This is a genomic window from Sinisalibacter aestuarii, assembly GCF_027923545.1.
Classification (GTDB): domain Bacteria; phylum Pseudomonadota; class Alphaproteobacteria; order Rhodobacterales; family Rhodobacteraceae; genus Sinisalibacter; species Sinisalibacter aestuarii.
On record NZ_BROH01000001.1, the window covers coordinates 230,048 to 245,377 of the forward strand.

General features: G+C 63.7%; 14 protein-coding genes. 10 read left to right on the forward strand and 4 right to left on the reverse strand.

Translation table 11 applies throughout. The features are described 5' to 3' along the window. Positions 1-14: 14 nt before the first annotated feature. A complete protein-coding gene (gene xylF / locus QMG28_RS01200) occupies positions 15-1,037 on the reverse strand; it encodes a D-xylose ABC transporter substrate-binding protein (protein ID WP_281840330.1) in 1,023 nt (340 codons plus the stop codon). Positions 1,038-1,195: 158 nt separating this feature from the next. Here xylF and QMG28_RS01205 point away from each other — a divergent pair, with 158 nt between their 5' ends. Beyond that, on the forward strand, positions 1,196-2,422 hold the full coding sequence (locus tag QMG28_RS01205; protein ID WP_281840331.1) for an ROK family transcriptional regulator: 1,227 nt from the start codon (positions 1,196-1,198) through the stop codon (positions 2,420-2,422). After that, on the forward strand, positions 2,415-3,959 hold the full coding sequence (locus QMG28_RS01210) for a CRTAC1 family protein (protein ID WP_281840332.1): 1,545 nt from the start codon (positions 2,415-2,417) through the stop codon (positions 3,957-3,959). Before QMG28_RS01205 ends, QMG28_RS01210 begins: the two co-directional genes overlap by 8 nt. On the opposite strand, the gene QMG28_RS01215 is transcribed toward QMG28_RS01210, so the two are convergent. Together QMG28_RS01215 and QMG28_RS01220 are read right to left on the reverse strand one after the other, a co-directional pair. Next, positions 3,956-4,561 carry an SH3 domain-containing protein gene (locus QMG28_RS01215; protein WP_281840333.1) on the reverse strand — a complete coding sequence of 202 codons (606 nt, stop codon included), beginning with the start codon at positions 4,559-4,561 and terminating at the stop codon, positions 3,956-3,958. The genes QMG28_RS01210 and QMG28_RS01215 overlap by 4 nt on opposite strands. After that, positions 4,558-5,388 carry an ABC transporter permease gene (locus QMG28_RS01220; RefSeq protein WP_281840335.1) on the reverse strand — a complete coding sequence of 277 codons (831 nt, stop codon included), beginning with the start codon at positions 5,386-5,388 and terminating at the stop codon, positions 4,558-4,560. The genes QMG28_RS01215 and QMG28_RS01220 overlap by 4 nt, the downstream gene beginning before the upstream one ends. 130 nt (positions 5,389-5,518) lie before the next feature. Between QMG28_RS01220 and cysQ the strand changes: the two genes are divergently transcribed. The 8 genes from cysQ to QMG28_RS01260 all read left to right on the forward strand — a co-directional run bounded on the left by cysQ (position 5,519) and on the right by QMG28_RS01260 (position 14,850). Further along, complete coding sequence (gene cysQ / locus QMG28_RS01225) at positions 5,519-6,316, forward strand: 3'(2'),5'-bisphosphate nucleotidase CysQ (protein ID WP_281840336.1); 798 nt, start codon at positions 5,519-5,521, stop codon at positions 6,314-6,316. Between the two features lies 1 nt (position 6,317). Then, positions 6,318-7,118 carry a 3-deoxy-manno-octulosonate cytidylyltransferase family protein gene (locus QMG28_RS01230; protein ID WP_281840337.1) on the forward strand — a complete coding sequence of 267 codons (801 nt, stop codon included), beginning with the start codon at positions 6,318-6,320 and terminating at the stop codon, positions 7,116-7,118. Beyond that, positions 7,115-8,368, forward strand: coding sequence for a glycosyltransferase family 2 protein (locus QMG28_RS01235; protein WP_281840338.1), 1,254 nt, complete (start codon positions 7,115-7,117; stop codon positions 8,366-8,368). The genes QMG28_RS01230 and QMG28_RS01235 overlap by 4 nt, the downstream gene beginning before the upstream one ends. A gap of 116 nt (positions 8,369-8,484) precedes the next feature. Beyond that, on the forward strand, positions 8,485-9,378 hold the full coding sequence (galU, locus tag QMG28_RS01240; RefSeq protein ID WP_281840339.1) for a UTP--glucose-1-phosphate uridylyltransferase GalU: 894 nt from the start codon (positions 8,485-8,487) through the stop codon (positions 9,376-9,378). Positions 9,379-9,457: 79 nt separating this feature from the next. After that, complete coding sequence (locus QMG28_RS01245) at positions 9,458-10,657, forward strand: glycosyltransferase family 4 protein (protein WP_281840340.1); 1,200 nt, start codon at positions 9,458-9,460, stop codon at positions 10,655-10,657. 63 nt (positions 10,658-10,720) lie between these two features. Continuing rightward, the gene (locus QMG28_RS01250) at positions 10,721-11,707 is read left to right on the forward strand and encodes a glycosyltransferase family 2 protein (RefSeq protein WP_434784419.1); all 987 of its coding nucleotides are present in this window, start codon (positions 10,721-10,723) and stop codon (positions 11,705-11,707) included. Further along, positions 11,704-13,401 carry a DUF5927 domain-containing protein gene (locus QMG28_RS01255; RefSeq protein WP_281840342.1) on the forward strand — a complete coding sequence of 566 codons (1,698 nt, stop codon included), beginning with the start codon at positions 11,704-11,706 and terminating at the stop codon, positions 13,399-13,401. The genes QMG28_RS01250 and QMG28_RS01255 overlap by 4 nt, the downstream gene beginning before the upstream one ends. A gap of 21 nt (positions 13,402-13,422) precedes the next feature. Next, positions 13,423-14,850, forward strand: coding sequence for a nodulation protein NodH (locus tag QMG28_RS01260; RefSeq protein ID WP_307726332.1), 1,428 nt, complete (start codon positions 13,423-13,425; stop codon positions 14,848-14,850). A gap of 4 nt (positions 14,851-14,854) precedes the next feature. On the opposite strand, the gene QMG28_RS01265 is transcribed toward QMG28_RS01260, so the two are convergent. Beyond that, positions 14,855-15,319 carry a PTS sugar transporter subunit IIA gene (locus QMG28_RS01265; RefSeq protein WP_281840345.1) on the reverse strand — a complete coding sequence of 155 codons (465 nt, stop codon included), beginning with the start codon at positions 15,317-15,319 and terminating at the stop codon, positions 14,855-14,857. Between the last annotated feature and the right edge of the window lie 11 nt (positions 15,320-15,330).

The window sequence follows — 15,330 nt, forward strand, 5'->3', positions numbered from 1 at the left end:
AGTCGGAACGGCGATCAGTTGCAGGGCGCCGGGCCGTTTTCCACACCCTGGCACAGAGCCTCCTGGCTGATCCAGCCGGAGTCCACCACCACCGACAGGTTGTCCTGGGTGATCGGCACCGGGGCGAGGAAGATCGAGTTCATCGTCGTACCGGCCGGCGAGGTCCATTCGCCCACACCGTCAAGATCGGTCATCGCTGTGCCGGCCACCATCGCGGCGGCAGCTTCACCGGCGGCGCGGCCGAGATCGCGCGCGTCTTTCCACACCGACACGGTTTGCGTGCCCTTGGCAACGCGGTTCAGAGCGGCGTGGTCGCCATCCTGGCCGGAGACCGGGATACCTTCCATGCCCTGGGCGGTGAGCGCGGCCACCACGCCACCGGCGGTGCCGTCATTCGACGCCACGACCGCATCGACGTTGTTGTCGTTCGCCGTCAGGATCTGTTCCATGTTGCGCTGCGCGTTCGCCGGCAGCCAACCATCGGTGTAGGCTTCGCCGACGATGGTGATGTCGCCCGCGTCGATCGCGGCTTGCAGAATCTCCTGCTGACCGCCGCGCAGGAAGTCGGCGTTCGGGTCGGTCGGGGAGCCCTTGATCATCACGTAATTGCCGGTGGGCTGCGCCTCGAAGACGGCACGGGCCTGCATCCGGCCCACTTCGACGTTGTCGAAGGTGATGTAGAGCGCGCGGGCATCTTCGATCAGGCGGTCATAGGCGATGACCGGGATGCCCTCGTCGGCGGCGGCCTGAACGGCGGGGATGATCGCCTGAGTGTCCTGTGCGAGCACGATCAGCGCTTCGGCACCCTGGGCGATCAGGCTTTCGATATCCGAAAGCTGCTTGGCCGCCGAGCTTTGCGCGTCAGCCGAAATATAGGTCGCGCCTGCGGCTTCCAGCGCCGCCACAATCGCCGCTTCGTCGGTTTTCCAACGCTCTTCCTGGAAGTTCGACCAGCTCACACCGACGGTTTGCGCCAGCGCCGAGGTTGCCATGGTCGCACCCAGAATCGCCGCGGCAAATACAGAAACTTTCTTCATGATGTCCTCCCAAATGGACCGCCGTAGGCTATCCCCCCTCCCGGGAGATTCGGCGGCTGTCGGGATGCTAGCATATTTATTTTGGCAACCTAAATAAATATCGCACCGAATCTGAAAAAATGTGTTAGACCTTTCATGTACGAGGAGGAGGACAACCCGTGGCCAAGTTGGACCGTGCTGCCGGGACCGGCGATTCACGCGACAAGACACGGCAACAGGTGGTCTCGCTGATCCGGTCGGCCGGGCAGATCGCACGCATCGACATTGCCGCCGCGACCGGTGTCAGCCCTGCCACCATCACCGCGATCACGCAGGAGATGATCCAGGCCGGACTGGTCGAAGAGGTGGCCCCCGAGGCGGGCCGCGTCTCCGGACGGGGGCGGCCGCGCGTCTCGCTCAGGCTGCGGGGCAATGCGCATATCGTCGCCGGGATCAAGGTTTCGTTCCGCACGCTGAGTCTGGTGCTGATCGACTTCGAAGGAAACCCGCTGGGCGAGCAGGTCTGGCCACTGTCGGCGCCGCGCGTCTCGCCGGAAGCGCTCGCGCAGGATATCCGCGCGCTGCTGGTTGCGGCGACGGCCGAGATCGGGCGCAAGATCGAGGATATTTCCGGCCTCGGTGTGGGCCTCGCCGGCACGATCGACGCCATTGAGGGCTTCGTGCACTGGTCGCCCTCGCTCACCGCCCGCAACGTTCAGCTGCGCGACATGCTCGAAGCGGCCCTGCCGATGACCGTGTTTCTCGACAATGACGCCAACCTCGTCGCCAAGGCCGAGCAGTTGTTCGGCGAGGCGCGCGGGGTGCGCGACTTTATCGTCGTCACCATCGAGCAGGGCGTTGGCATGGGCATCGTGATCGACGGTGAGGTGTTTCGCGGCACGCGCGGCTGCGGCGCCGAGTTCGGCCACACCAAGGTGCATCTCGACGGCGCGATCTGCCGCTGCGGCCAGCGCGGCTGCCTTGAGGCTTACGTGGCCGATTACGCGCTGCTGCGGGAGGCCGACGTATCGCTGCCCGCCGCCGCGGCCGGGGCGACCACGGAGGAGCGGCTCGCGCTCCTGTTCGACGCCGCACATGAGGGCGACCCCACGGCGCGCTCGATCATCCGCCGCGCCAGCCGGATGTTTGCGATGGGGCTCGCCAATCTGGTGAACATCTTCGATCCGAAGCTGGTGATCCTGTCGGGCGAACGGATGAGCCACGATTTTCTCTATTCCGACGCGGTACTCGCCGAGATGCACGATTCCGTGGTGCAGGTGGATGCCCCGCCGCCGGAGGTGAAGATCCACAAATGGGGCGACCAGATGTGGGCCAAGGGTGCGGCGGCCTATGCAATGGAAGGGGTGACGGAGCTCGCAGTGCGGAGGCTCACGGTCGATGCGTAGGGGAATCGTTGCCATTCTGATCGCCCTCCCAGGTATGGCCCTGGGCAATCCGGCGTTCCGGCCCGTGACCATCCCCGAGCATGTCTATGCCGGAGGGTGGGAGCATTTCGTGGGCGGCGGGCTTGCGGTTTTCGACTGTGACGGCGATCTCTTTCCCGAGATCGTGGCGGCGGGCGGGGCCAATCCGGCCGCACTGTTGCGCAACGACACCGCCGAAATCGGGGCCGATATCGCCTTTCATGCCGATACGCCGGCGGAGCTTGCGCTTGCCGGGGTCAGCGGCTTCTACCCGCTCGATATCGACGGCGACGGGGTGCTCGATCTGGCAGTGCTGCGGGTGGGCGAGAACATGCTGCTGCGTGGCGAAGGCGATTGCCGCTTCGCGCCGTTCCCCGCCAGCCTCGGCTTTACCAGCGATGACCGCTGGACCACCTCGTTTTCGGCAACCTGGGAGGCCGGGGCCGGTCTGCCCACGCTCGCCTTCGGCAATTACGTTGACCGGACCGACCCGCAAGGGCCGTTCGAAGCCTGCGATATCAACCAGCTCTATCGGCCCGAAAACAGTGTCTATTCCAGCCCAATCGTGCTTGAACCGGGGTTCTGCGCCCTGTCGGCGCTGTTCTCGGACTGGAATCGCAACGGGCAGGCCGATCTGCGCCTGTCGAACGACCGGCACTACTATGTGCGTGGCGGGCAGGAACAGCTCTGGGCGATGGAGGCCGCGCCGCGCCTCTATACCGAGGATGAAGGCTGGCGGCCCTATTCGCTCTGGGGCATGGGCATCGCCAGCCGCGATCTGACCGGCGACGGGCTGCCGGAGGTCTACCTCTCATCAATGGGCGACCAGCATCTGCAAATCCGCGATGGCACCGGCCCAAGCTGGGTGAACGCGCCGTTCGAAATGGGCGCGACAGCCCAGCGTCCGCATCTGGGCGATGACGGGCGGCCCTCGACCGGCTGGCAGATTTCATTTGGCGATGTGAACAACGATACCCGCGATGACGTGTTCATCGCCAAGGGCAATGTGGAGCAGATGCCGTCAAACGCGATGGAAGATCCGAATTCGCTGCTCATGCAGCGCGAGGACGGGCGCTTTACCGAAATGTCGGTGGAGGCGGGCGTAGCGAGCATGGCGCGCTCGCGCGGGGCGGCGCTGGTCGACCTGAACCTTGACGGGCGGCTCGACCTTGCCGTGGTCAATCGCCGGGTTCCGATGGAGATCTACCAGAACGCCGCCGCGACCGATGGCCATTGGCTGGCGATCACGCTCGCGCAGCCGGGGCCGAACAGCCAGGCCGTGGGCGCGTGGATCGACCTTCAGGTCGGCGAGCAGGTGTTCAGCCGCGAAATCACCGTGGGTGGCGGCCATGCCAGCGGCAGCGCGGTGCCCGAGCATTTCGGGCTTGGCGCGGCGGAAGTGGCGCGGGCGCGGATCACCTGGCCCGACGGGGAACAGACGGAGTGGTTCGAGATCGAGGCGGATTGCATCCTGCGTGTGACCCGGATCGACAACGGGCTGGCGATGCAAAGGCTCTAATCCGCCAGAGAACAGCATCCGGTGTAGAGGATCGGCGGGCCGCCGGCTTCCAGCAGCAGCCCCGCTTTCAGGCCGTATTCGCGGTCCGACATCCCATCGTTGCAGCTGCCTGCAGAGACGATGGCCGTGGCCCGTATGCCGGTGCTTTCGGCCAGGATCGCCATATCGCCGGGATAGGACTGGCCCGGCACGCGGGCGGTGACCTGAAAGGCCCGCTCACCGTCCGGCATGGGAAACCTCGCCGTGTCATCCGCGCTGACGCCGAAGGCCCAGAACGGCTCCGTCCCGAAGCAGGAGATTGCTGCGGGCATGTCGCCCCATGCCTGCCCGTCCAGCCGCGCGAGATAAGCCATCGAGACCCAGCCGGCGCTTTCGCCGCTGTTCACCAGGCCCCAATCAGCGCCTTCGGCAAGGCGGACCACCTCAATGCGCGTCGCGTCGGGCGCGAATGTTCCGACGATTCCCGCGCTTGCCGTGGGCTCGGCCCGGATATTCAGCACATCGTTTGCGGCAACGCCGGCAACATCATAGAGCGCGGGGAACGTCTGGGCCGAGGCGAGGCCCGGCAGGCATAACAGCGCAAGAGCGGCGAGCCGGGTCATCGCCGGGCCCCCCAGCTCAGCGAGGCATGTTTGCGGGTGTAGGATTCGCCCATCAGCCCGATCATCATCAGCACGACCGAGACGATCAGAGGATAAAGCCAGTTCGAGTAATGCGGGTTGTAGTTGATGAAGGCGAAGCCACGGGCCTGGTCGATGATGTGGAACAGTGGGTTCCAGTCGAAAATCTTGAGCATCGTATAGGGCAGCGTATTGGCCACGAACATCTTGCCCGAGGCGATCATGTTCGCCCGTGTGTAGAGCTGCGTGCCGACACGGGTGAAGTTCGGAAACCACGGCCGGAGCGCCAGGAAGATCAGCCCCACGCCGATGCCCGAGAACCAGGCCAGAAGGAGCATCCCGAAAGCGCCCAGAACATTCTCGAACTCGATCGGGTTGAAGGCGATGTGGTAGATGTAGAGCACGATCACCACCGTCAGCACCTGAATATAGAGCTGCGACAAGGCGCTGGAGACGATGGCCACGAGCGTGTTCATCGGCGCGTGCTGCATCATCGCCGAGGTTGGCCCGGCAGCGCCGGCGACCGCGCCCAGCGTTTTCACATGTGTCATGTAAAGGAAAATCCCCGACATGATGTAGATGAGAAAATCGCCCCGGATCAGCGTGCCGCGAAGGCCGAGCACCGCGTACATGAAGTAGAACACGCCAACGAGCAGCATCGTCTGGAGCATGTTGAGAAACAGCCCGACGATTGCGTTGGTATGGGACGTGCGCAACTGGCGGACAGTGGCGACGTAGATGACCTCAAGCATCGAGACCGCCGTTGCCAGCTTGCTCTGCTGCTGTTGTCGGGCCTGAAATTGGATCATGCGCGCGCCTTATGCCTGCCTCGCCCCTTTTTTGCAGGGAATTCTTGCCGATCCCTTACACCCGGATCATAAGGGGGCACGTGTATTTTCGCAACACGGCCGAGAGAGCCGGGGCTGGAAGGAGAGAGCGGTGGATTTCGACAAGCTGGAAATCGTGATGCGGCGGCTGGCGCTGGAGGCGGGCGACGTGATCATGGAGATCTACAACTCCGACGATTTCGACGTGCGCTCGAAGTCTGACGACAGCCCGGTAACCGCCGCCGACGAGGCCGCCGACGCGCTGATCTCTGCAGGGCTGCGCGCGGCGTTTCCCGAGGTGCTGCTGGTGACCGAAGAGCAGGCGGCGAGCCACAAGGAGAGCGCATCGGAATTCCTGATCGTCGATCCGCTCGACGGCACCAAGGAATTCGTCCACCGGCGCGGCGATTTTACCGTGAACATCGCCTATGTGGTCGATGGCGTGCCGGTGCGCGGCGTGGTCTATGCGCCAGCCAAGAGCCGCATGTTCTTTACCCGTGCCGATGGCGGCTCGGTCGAGGAAGCCGGGCCGTTCGACAAGGACGCGGTGGGCGTACTGACGCCAATCCGCGTATCCACGCCCGATAACGGCGCGCTGATGGTCGTCGCCTCGAAGTCGCATCGCGACCAGGCGACCGACGATTACATTGGCAAATACGCGGTGAAAGACATGACCTCGGCGGGATCGTCGCTGAAATTCTGCCTTGTCGCCACCGGCGAGGCCGATCTGTACCCGCGCGTCGGGCGGACGATGGAATGGGACACGGCTGCGGGCCATGCGGTGCTGGCAGGGGCCGGTGGCGCGGTGGTGCGCTTCGACGATCACACGCCGCTGACCTATGGCAAGCCGATCTATGAGAACCCGTTCTTCATCGCCTATGCGCCGGGCGTGGAGCTGAAACCGGCCTGACATGTCGACCCTTCTCGTCATCCCCGCCCGCTACGCCTCAAGCCGCTATCCCGGCAAGGCGCTGGTGCCTCTGACGGGTGCGACCGGGGCGAAAAAGACTCTGATCCAGCGCAGTTGGGACGCAGCAAGGCAGGTGTCCGGCATCGACCGGGTGGTGGTGGCCACGGATGACGCCCGCATTCGCGACATGGCGCAAGGCTTCGGGGCCGAGGTGGTGATGACCTCGGATACTTGCGAGAACGGCACCGAGCGCTGCGCCGAGGCGCATGACGCGCTGGGCGCGCGGTTTGACATCGTGGTCAACCTGCAGGGCGATGCGCCGCTCACCCCGCCCTGGTTCGTCGAGGCGCTGGTGGCCGAGCTTGAGGCGCATCCGACTGCGGAGGTGGCCACGCCAGTACTGCGCACCAATGGCCGGGCTCTGGCCGGATTTCTTGAAGACCGGCGGGCCGGGCGCGTGGGGGCAACCACGGCGGTTTTCGGGATCGAGAAACAGGCGCTTTATTTCTCGAAAGAGGTGATCCCCCATGTCACCGAGAATTTCCCGCCGGATGCGGATACGCCTGTTTTCCACCATGTTGGGGTCTATGCCTACCGCCCCTCGGCGCTGGCCGCCTATCCGCGCTGGCAGGCGGGGCCGCTTGAACGGCTCGAAGGGCTGGAGCAGCTTCGCTTTCTCGAACGCGAGCGCCCGGTGCTGTGCGTCGAGGTGGATGCGCGCGGGCGCCAGTTCTGGGAGTTGAACAACCCCGAAGACGTTTCCCGGATCGAGACGATGCTGGCCGAAATGGGGATCGAATGACCGCCCGGTCGGTCTCGGTCATCGTTGTCAGCCGGGGGCGCCCGGCGCTCTTGCCGCGCTGCCTCACCGGGATCGGTCAATTATGCCACCCCGCTTTCGAAATCGTCGTCGTAGCCGATCCGGCGGGCATGGCGGCAGTGCGCGCGATGGGCTGGGGCGAGCGGGTGAAGCTCGTGCCCTTCGACGAGGCCAATATCTCCGCCGCCCGCAATGCGGGGATTGTTCAGGCAGCCGGCGAGGTTCTGGCCTTCATCGACGACGATGCTGTGCCGGAGCCAACATGGCTGACGCATCTCATCGCGCCGTTCGACGATGCAGGTGTGGCGGCCAGCGGCGGCTATGTGATCGGGCGCAACGGTATCTCGTTCCAGTGGACGGCACGGGCGGTGAATGCGCTCGGCGAAAAGGTCGTGCTCGACCATACCGGCGAGGAGCCGTTCGAGCCACGCCCGCCCGAGGGCTACGTGCCGAAGGTTGAAGGCACGAACTGTGCGTTCCGGCGCGATGTGCTGGCCGCGCAGGGCGGCTTTGACCCGGCCTTCCGGTTCTATCTGGACGAAACGGACCTCAACATGCGGCTCGCCCGGGCCGGCGCGCGCACGGTGATGGTACCGCGCGCGCTGGTGCATCACGGCTATGCCGCCTCGGCCCGACGCGCCGCCGACCGCGCACCAAGGGATCTGACCGAAATCGGCGCATCTTCGTCTCTGTTCCTGCGCAAACACGCCCCAAATGCGGATGCAGATGCCCAGCGCGCGGCATTGCGCGACACGCACCGCAAGGCACTTCTGCGCTACATGGTGGATGGCGCGCTGGAACCGCGCGACGTTGAAAGGTTGCTCGCCGGGTTCGAGGCAGGCTTTGCCGCCGGGCTCTCCCGCGAGATGACGGCGCTTGCCCCGCTGCCACCGGCGCCCGCACCGTTTTTGCGCTTCCGGCGCCAGCCGGTCAGTGGCGTATCCCGCCATGTCGCCGGGCGCCCGTGGAACCGGCCGCGGCTGCGCCGTGAGGCGGCGGACGCTGTGGCGGCAGGGGATATCGTAACGCTGTTCCGGTTCAGCCCCACGGCCCTGCCCCATCGCGTACAGTTTCATCCGGGCGGATGGTGGGAGCAGCGCGGCGGCCTTTTCGGGCGCGCGGACCGGGCCGATCCGGTCTTTCGGCTGCAAGGCTTCCGGGAACGGGTGCACAAAGAATGGGCACATGTGGCGGCTCTGCGCCAGTGCGACCCTTCATCCCCGATTTCGTAATGACCTTTTATCCCGTTCGCGATAGCTTGCCGAACAAGGCTTGGGGGTGTCGCCGTTTTTAATGCCCTGCTCGAAGATTGGGCAGGAAATCCGGTCATAAGAGGTCACGCTGTAACATGAGACGTAAGGTCACCAAGGCAATCTTCCCCGTCGCAGGTATGGGCACGCGCTTTCTGCCCGCCACCAAGTCGATCCCGAAAGAGATCATGACGCTGGTTGACCGCCCGCTGATCCAATACGCGATCGACGAGGCCCGCGAAGCCGGGATCAAGGAATTCATCTTCGTCACCTCACGCGGCAAGGGTGCGCTGGAAGATTACTTCGACATCAACCCGGTGCTCGAAGCCTCGCTGCGCAAGTCGGGCAAGGATGCGCTGCTCGACGTGCTCAAGAACACCAATATGGAAAGCGGCGCGATTGCCTATATCCGCCAGCACAAGGCGCTCGGCCTTGGCCATGCCGTCTGGTGCGCACGGCGGCTGATCGCCAACGAGCCCTTCGCGGTGATCCTGCCAGACGACGTGATCGCCGGCGATACGCCGGTGCTCAAGCAGATGGTCGAGGCCTATGAAGAAACCGGCGGCGCAATGGTTGCCGCGATGGAAGTGGCGCCCGAGCGGGCCTCGGCCTATGGCGTGCTCGATATCGCGGAAGACATGGGCTCGCTCGTGAAGGTCAAGGGCATGGTCGAGAAGCCCAAGGCGGACGAGGCGCCCTCGAACCTCGCGGTGATCGGGCGCTATATCCTGACGCCGAAAGTGCTCGCCAATATGCCCAAGGTGCGCAGCGGCGCCGGGGGCGAAATTCAGCTCACCGACGCAATCGCCGAAGAGATCACCCAGGGCCGCGATGTGTACGGTTATCGCTTCCGCGGCCAGCGCTTCGATTGCGGCTCCAAGGCCGGATTCCTGCAGGCCACCGTCGCCTTCGGTATGGAGCGGGAAGATCTGCGGGACGAGTTCATCACCTATCTTGAAGAGCTGATGGCGGTGCGCAAGGCGGCGCAGTAGGCGCTCAGGAATGGGCATGGAACCCGGCGTGTCGTCGTTTGAACGACCGGCGGCACGTTTGCTTGATCTCACGCGGCTCATGTCGCGGGTCGGGAACGGGCCGCATACGGGGATCGACCGGGTCGAGGCGGCTTATCTTCGCCGGTTTCTGGACGAGCCCGAGCCGCTTTTCGCTCTGGTGCAAACCCGCTTTTTCAATGCACTTCTGGACCGGGACGGCACGCGGGCGCTGGCCGCACGGCTGTTTGGCGAGATGCGCTGGGGCAGACCCAGCCTTGCCATGCGCTTGCGGCGCAAGATGAAACCTGCACAACGCGCCGCCGAAAGCGATGTGCGCCGCCTGTCGATCGCGGTCAGCCGCAAGAGCGGGCTTGCCGCCATGTTCGGGCGTCATCTACCCAAGGGAACGGCCTATATCGCCGTGGGGCAGGGCAAGGCCGTTCATGAGGGCGTGTTTGACGCGATCAAGGCGGTTGAACGGGGCCGGGTGCATGTGCTGCTGCACGACACGATCCCGCTCGATCATCCGGACTACATGACGCCGCGCTCGGCGTCGGCCCATGCGCAGATGATGCGGGCGATCTCGGCAAAGGCCGATCTGGTGATCTGCAATTCCGACGCGACGCGCCAAAGTGCCGAACGGCATTTCGAGGCGATGGGGCGGGTTCCGCCGATGATCTCGGCCCATCTCGGGATCGACATGCCGCGAGAACCGGATGCGACCCATATTCCGGCCAGGTTCGACCTGTCGCGGCCCTATTTCGTGGTGCTTGGCACGATTGAACCGCGCAAGAACCATGCGCTTCTGCTCGATATCTGGGAGCGGTTCGATCAGACCTTGCCGGCAGGCGAAATCCCGAAGCTGGCGATTGTCGGCCAGCGCGGCTGGATGAACGAGGCCCTGTTCGAACGGCTCGATGCCTCGCCCGTCATGGAGCGGCACGTGTTCGAATTTTCCGGCCTCGACGATCGCGCCGTTGCCGCGCTGATCCAGGGCGCGCGGGCGCTTTTGATGCCGAGTTTCGCCGAAGGTTTCGGCCTGCCGCCGGGCGAGGCGCTGCTGCTCGGCACACCGGCAATCGTGAATGACCTTGATATCTATCGTGAAGTCTTTGGAAACAATCTCATTTACGCCAGAGTCAGCGATATGTATTCTTGGTCCGAGGCGATCTTGCGTCTCTCGCAGGCAGAAAAAAACCAACACAAGGCAGCGGTCGGGGCAGATATCGGGCTGCCCACTTGGCAAGAGCATTTCAACCTTGTTTTAAAGGTGACGTGATAGCCGGAACGGTACCTGCCTCAAGTGGAAGGGACGGGGTTGAGTTTTGCACGGTCATATCGTCTGCGCTGGGAGCGAAAGCGTTGGCGGATCCGGGCGTTGCGCAAACGCCGGGAGCTGGTCTCTGTTGTTGACCGGACCGGGACAATCAAAGCCAAGGACATTCTCGTTCTGACCACGCTGCGCAACGAGCGCGTGCGGCTGCCGTTTTTCCTGCGCTATTACCGCAATCTCGGCGTCGGCCATTTCCTGATGATCGACAATGACAGCGACGATGGCTCGCGCGAGTACCTCGAACAGCAGGACGATGTCTCGCTCTGGACGACGACGGCCAGCTACAAGCGGGCGCGGTTCGGGGTGGACTGGCTGAACTGGATCGCACGCAAACATGCGCATGGGCACTGGGCGCTGACCGTCGATCCGGACGAATTCTTCGTCTACCCCTTTGCCGATACCCGCGGGTTGCGGGCGCTGACCGACTGGCTGGACGCTTCGTCGATCCGCTCCTTCGGGGCAATGCTGCTCGACATGTACCCCAAGGGCGCGCTGGATCAGCAGCCCTACCGCGAAGGGCAAGACCCGTTCGAGATCGCCAACTGGTTCGACTCGGGCAATTACATGATCACGAAGAACCCGAAATTCGGGAATCTCTGGATTCAGGGCGGTCCGCGCGCGCGCGCGTTTTTCGGCGACAATCCGGCGCGCGCCCCGGCGCTGAACAAGATCCCGCTGGTGAAGTGGCACCGCGCCTATACCTATGTGAGCTCGACCCACAACCTGCTGCCGCGCGGGCTGAACCTCGTCTACGACGAATGGGGCGGCGAAAAGGCATCGGGCGTGCTTCTGCACGCAAAGTTTCTCGACACGTTCGCCGGCAAGGCCGAGGAGGAGCTGGCGCGCAAACAGCATTACGCCGCCAGCCACGAATACAAGGCCTATGCCGCGAAGCTCGCAGACAACCCGGACCTGTGGTGCAAATGGTCGGAGAAATACATCAACTGGCGGCAGCTTGAGATCCTCGGCCTGATGTCGAAGGGAAACTGGGCATGAGCGTGGGCTTCGTCATGCTGGTGCACACCGCGCTGGACCGCGCCGAACAGGTGGCGCGGCACTGGGCGAAGAACGATTGCCCGGTGGTGATCCATGTCGACAAGAAGGTGAAGCGGCGGGCCTATAGCGAGTTCGTTACCGCGCTGGCCGACCTCGACAATGTGAAGTTTTCCACCCGGTATTCCTGCGAATGGGGCACCTGGTTGCTGGTGGAGGCGAGCCAGGACGCGTCGGAGCTGTTGCTGAAGGAGTTTCCCGCCGTCCGCCATGTGTTCCTCGCCTCGGGGTCGTGCCTGCCGCTGCGGCCGGTGCAGGAGCTGAAGGATTATCTCGCCGAACGGCCGATGACCAATTTCATCGAAAGCGTGACCACGGAAGACGTGCCGTGGACGGTGGGCGGGCTCGATGAAGAACGGTTCATCCTGCGGTTCCCGTTTTCGTGGAAAAAGCAGCGCCGTCTGTTTGACTGGTATGTGCGGCTCCAGCGCCGCTGGAAGCTCAAACGCAAAGTTCCCGAAGGGGTGGTGCCGCATTTGGGCAGCCAATGGTGGTGCCTCACGCGCCAGACCCTCACCGCCATCCTCGAAGACCCGGACCGCGCCGCCTACGACAAGTATTTCTCCAAGGTCTGGATCCCCGACGAAAGCTATTATCAGACCCTGGTGCGGCTCTATTCCACCAATATCGAGAGCCGGTCGCTTACGCTGTCGAAGTTCGACTTTCAGGGCAAACCGCACATCTTCTACGATGACCACATGCAGCTTCTGCGCCGGTCGGACTGCTTCGTCGCGCGCAAGATCTGGCCCCATGCGGACAAGCTCTATAACGGCTTCCTGTCGGAAGACGCCTCCATCGTCACCGGCGCCGAACCGAACCCGGGCAAGATCGACCGGATCTTTTCCAAGGCCGTCGAGCGCCGGACCAAGGGGCGCCCGGGGCTCTACATGCAAAGCCGGATGCCCAACGAGGGCTGGGAAAACGGGATCACCAGCGCGCCTTACGCGGTGTTCGAGGGCTTCACCGAGCTGTTCGAGGATTTCGAAGACTGGCTTGGCCGGATCGTTGGCGCACGGGTGCATGGGCATCTTTTCGCACCCGAAGGGGTGGCGTTTACCGGCGGGCAAAGCGTGTTTGCCGGGGCGCTTTCCGATTCGGTCGAGCTGCGCGATTACAATCCGCGCGCCTTCCTCACCAACCTGATCTGGAACACCCGCGGCGAACGGCAATGCTTCCAGTTCGGCCCGCGCGACAATCAGGATATCAGCTGGATCGTCGCCAAGGACGCGAACGCCACCATCTCGGTGATCTCGGGCGCCTGGGCGGTGCCGCTGTTCTATTCCAACGCCAATTTCTCCTCGATCCGCAAGGAAGCGGCGCGGCTCCAGAAGATCGAGGCGCAGCATCTCGACGCGCTGCGCTCCTACTACGCCAAGGCGCGGGTGCGGATCTGGACGCTGGCGGATTTCGTCGAAAACCCGATGGAACCGTTGCAGACCATCATCGACGAGCTGGGCTCACGCGCTGCGCACCGGCTCACCGAGGCGCCGCGCATGGTCTCGCTCGACGGGTTTGGCCAGTTTCTCCAGAACCTCAAGAACCAGGGCATGCAGCCACACCTGATGGGCGATTTCCCCGTCGCGAACACGCTGGCGCAGAACCAGAACAAGCCGCGCAAACCCTACCTTGTGAAGTAAAGATCCGGGCCGATGGACAGAATGTTTGACAGTTTCGTAATCCTCGCCGAGATGCGCACCGGATCGAATTTTCTCGAATCCAACATCAACGAAGTGCCAGGGCTGCATTCCTACGGCGAGGCGTTCAATCCGCATATCATGTGCAAGCCGGGGCAGACCGAGCTTCTGGGCGTGACGCTGGCCGAACGCGATGCCGATCCGCTGCGGCTGATCAGGCGGATGCGCGAGCAGGCCGACGGGATTTATGGCTTTCGGCTGTTTCACGACCACGACGCGCGGGTCTTTGACCATGTGATGGAGGACCGGCGCTGCGCCAAGGTGATCCTCAACCGCAATATCGTCGATTCCTGGGTATCGCAGCGGATCGCATGGTCGACCAACCAATGGGCGCTTCAGGATGTGAAGGACGCAAAGAAATGGCGGGTCAAATTCGACCCCGACGATTTCAGGCATCTCTATTTCACCATAAAAGAGCGCCAGATTCTGATCGCGCGGCGATTGCAGGAGACGGGGCAGGCCGGCTTCTACCTCGATTATGACGACATTCAGGACATCAAGGTCATCAACGGGCTGATCCGGTTCCTCGGCGTGTCGTTCGAGCTGGAAGCCTTTTCGGGCAAGTTCAAGAAGCAGAACCCCGAGACGCTGGCCGACAAGGTGCGCAACTTCCCGGTGCTGGAAGCCACGGTGAACGAGATCGACCGATACGATCTCGGCAGCCTTCCCAATTTCGAGCCGATGAGAAACCCGGTGGTGCCGAGCTATGTGACCACCGAAAAGGCGCCGCTGCTTTACATGCCGATGCAGGGCGGACCCGACCGGGAGGTGAAAGCCTGGCTCGCGGCGATCGACGGGGTGAAGCCGGAGGATCTCGCCACCGGCTTCACCCAGCGCGACCTGCGCAAGTGGAAGCGCCAGCATCCGGGCCATCGCAGCTTTACCGTGTTGCGGCATCCGGCAAGCCGCGCCCATGCCGCCTTCTGCCGTCATTTCCTCATTGGTGGGCCTGACACCTATTCGGAAATTCGCCAGTCGCTGATCGACACCTACAAGGTGCCCCTGCCCGCCGCGATCCCGCCCGACAACGGCTATGACGTGGAAAAGCACCGCGAGGCGTTCCTTGCCTTTCTCGGCTTCGTCGCCAGCAACCTCAACGGCCAGACGCCGATCCGGATCGACGGGTCATGGGCAACGCAGGGCCATGTGGTGCAGGGCTTTGGGCAGTTCCTGCTGCCCGATCACATCCTGCGCGAAGACGATCTTGCCGCTGGCCTGGCCGAGATCGCGCATGAGGTGGGGGTAGAGGCGCCGGAATTGCCGGATATCGAACCTGACGCGCCGTTCACGCTCGCCGATATCTACGACAACGAGATCGAAGAGGCGGTGCGCAAAGCCTATCAGCGCGATTTCATGCTGTTTGGATACCGGCCCTGGCGGCGCGGCGCCTGAGCCATCAGGCGGCGCGGGTGGATTGCGCCTCGGTCAAGATGGTGTGCAGCGTGTCGGGATCGTCATTCGCCCGCAGCTTGGCGCAGACGCTCTGATCGCGCATCGTCCGCGAGACCAGCGCCAGCGCCTTGAGGTGATCCACCCCGGAGCCATCCGGGGCGAACAGGGCAAAGACAAGATCGACGGGCTGACGGTCGACCGCATCGAAATCCACGGGTTTTTCGATGCGCACGAAAGCGCCGACAACCTCGTCGAGTCCCTTGATGCGGGCATGCGGCAGCGCCACGCCGTGGCCCACACCCGTGGGCCCCAGCGTTTCGCGTTCCTGCAGCGCGTTGAACGCCATACCGGCGTCAAGCCCGTAGACCGAGGCAACAATGTCGCCCAGATCCTGAAACAGCCGCTTCTTGCTGGACACATTGGCCAGCACTTTGACGGCTGTGGGCCGGAGAATACGTGAAAGTTCCATCGTCCCTACTT

Coding starts and splice junctions, on each gene's coding strand:
- QMG28_RS01220 (WP_281840335.1), bottom strand. CDS start 5,388: ATGATCCAATTTCAGGCCCGACAACAGCAGCAGAGCAAGCTGGCAACG.
- xylF (WP_281840330.1), bottom strand. CDS start 1,037: ATGAAGAAAGTTTCTGTATTTGCCGCGGCGATTCTGGGTGCGACCATG.
- QMG28_RS01210 (WP_281840332.1), top strand. CDS start 2,415: ATGCGTAGGGGAATCGTTGCCATTCTGATCGCCCTCCCAGGTATGGCC.
- QMG28_RS01215 (WP_281840333.1), bottom strand. CDS start 4,561: ATGACCCGGCTCGCCGCTCTTGCGCTGTTATGCCTGCCGGGCCTCGCC.
- QMG28_RS01230 (WP_281840337.1), top strand. CDS start 6,318: ATGTCGACCCTTCTCGTCATCCCCGCCCGCTACGCCTCAAGCCGCTAT.
- galU (WP_281840339.1), top strand. CDS start 8,485: ATGAGACGTAAGGTCACCAAGGCAATCTTCCCCGTCGCAGGTATGGGC.
- QMG28_RS01260 (WP_307726332.1), top strand. CDS start 13,423: ATGTTTGACAGTTTCGTAATCCTCGCCGAGATGCGCACCGGATCGAAT.
- QMG28_RS01235 (WP_281840338.1), top strand. CDS start 7,115: ATGACCGCCCGGTCGGTCTCGGTCATCGTTGTCAGCCGGGGGCGCCCG.
- QMG28_RS01255 (WP_281840342.1), top strand. CDS start 11,704: ATGAGCGTGGGCTTCGTCATGCTGGTGCACACCGCGCTGGACCGCGCC.
- QMG28_RS01265 (WP_281840345.1), bottom strand. CDS start 15,319: ATGGAACTTTCACGTATTCTCCGGCCCACAGCCGTCAAAGTGCTGGCC.
- QMG28_RS01245 (WP_281840340.1), top strand. CDS start 9,458: ATGTCGCGGGTCGGGAACGGGCCGCATACGGGGATCGACCGGGTCGAG.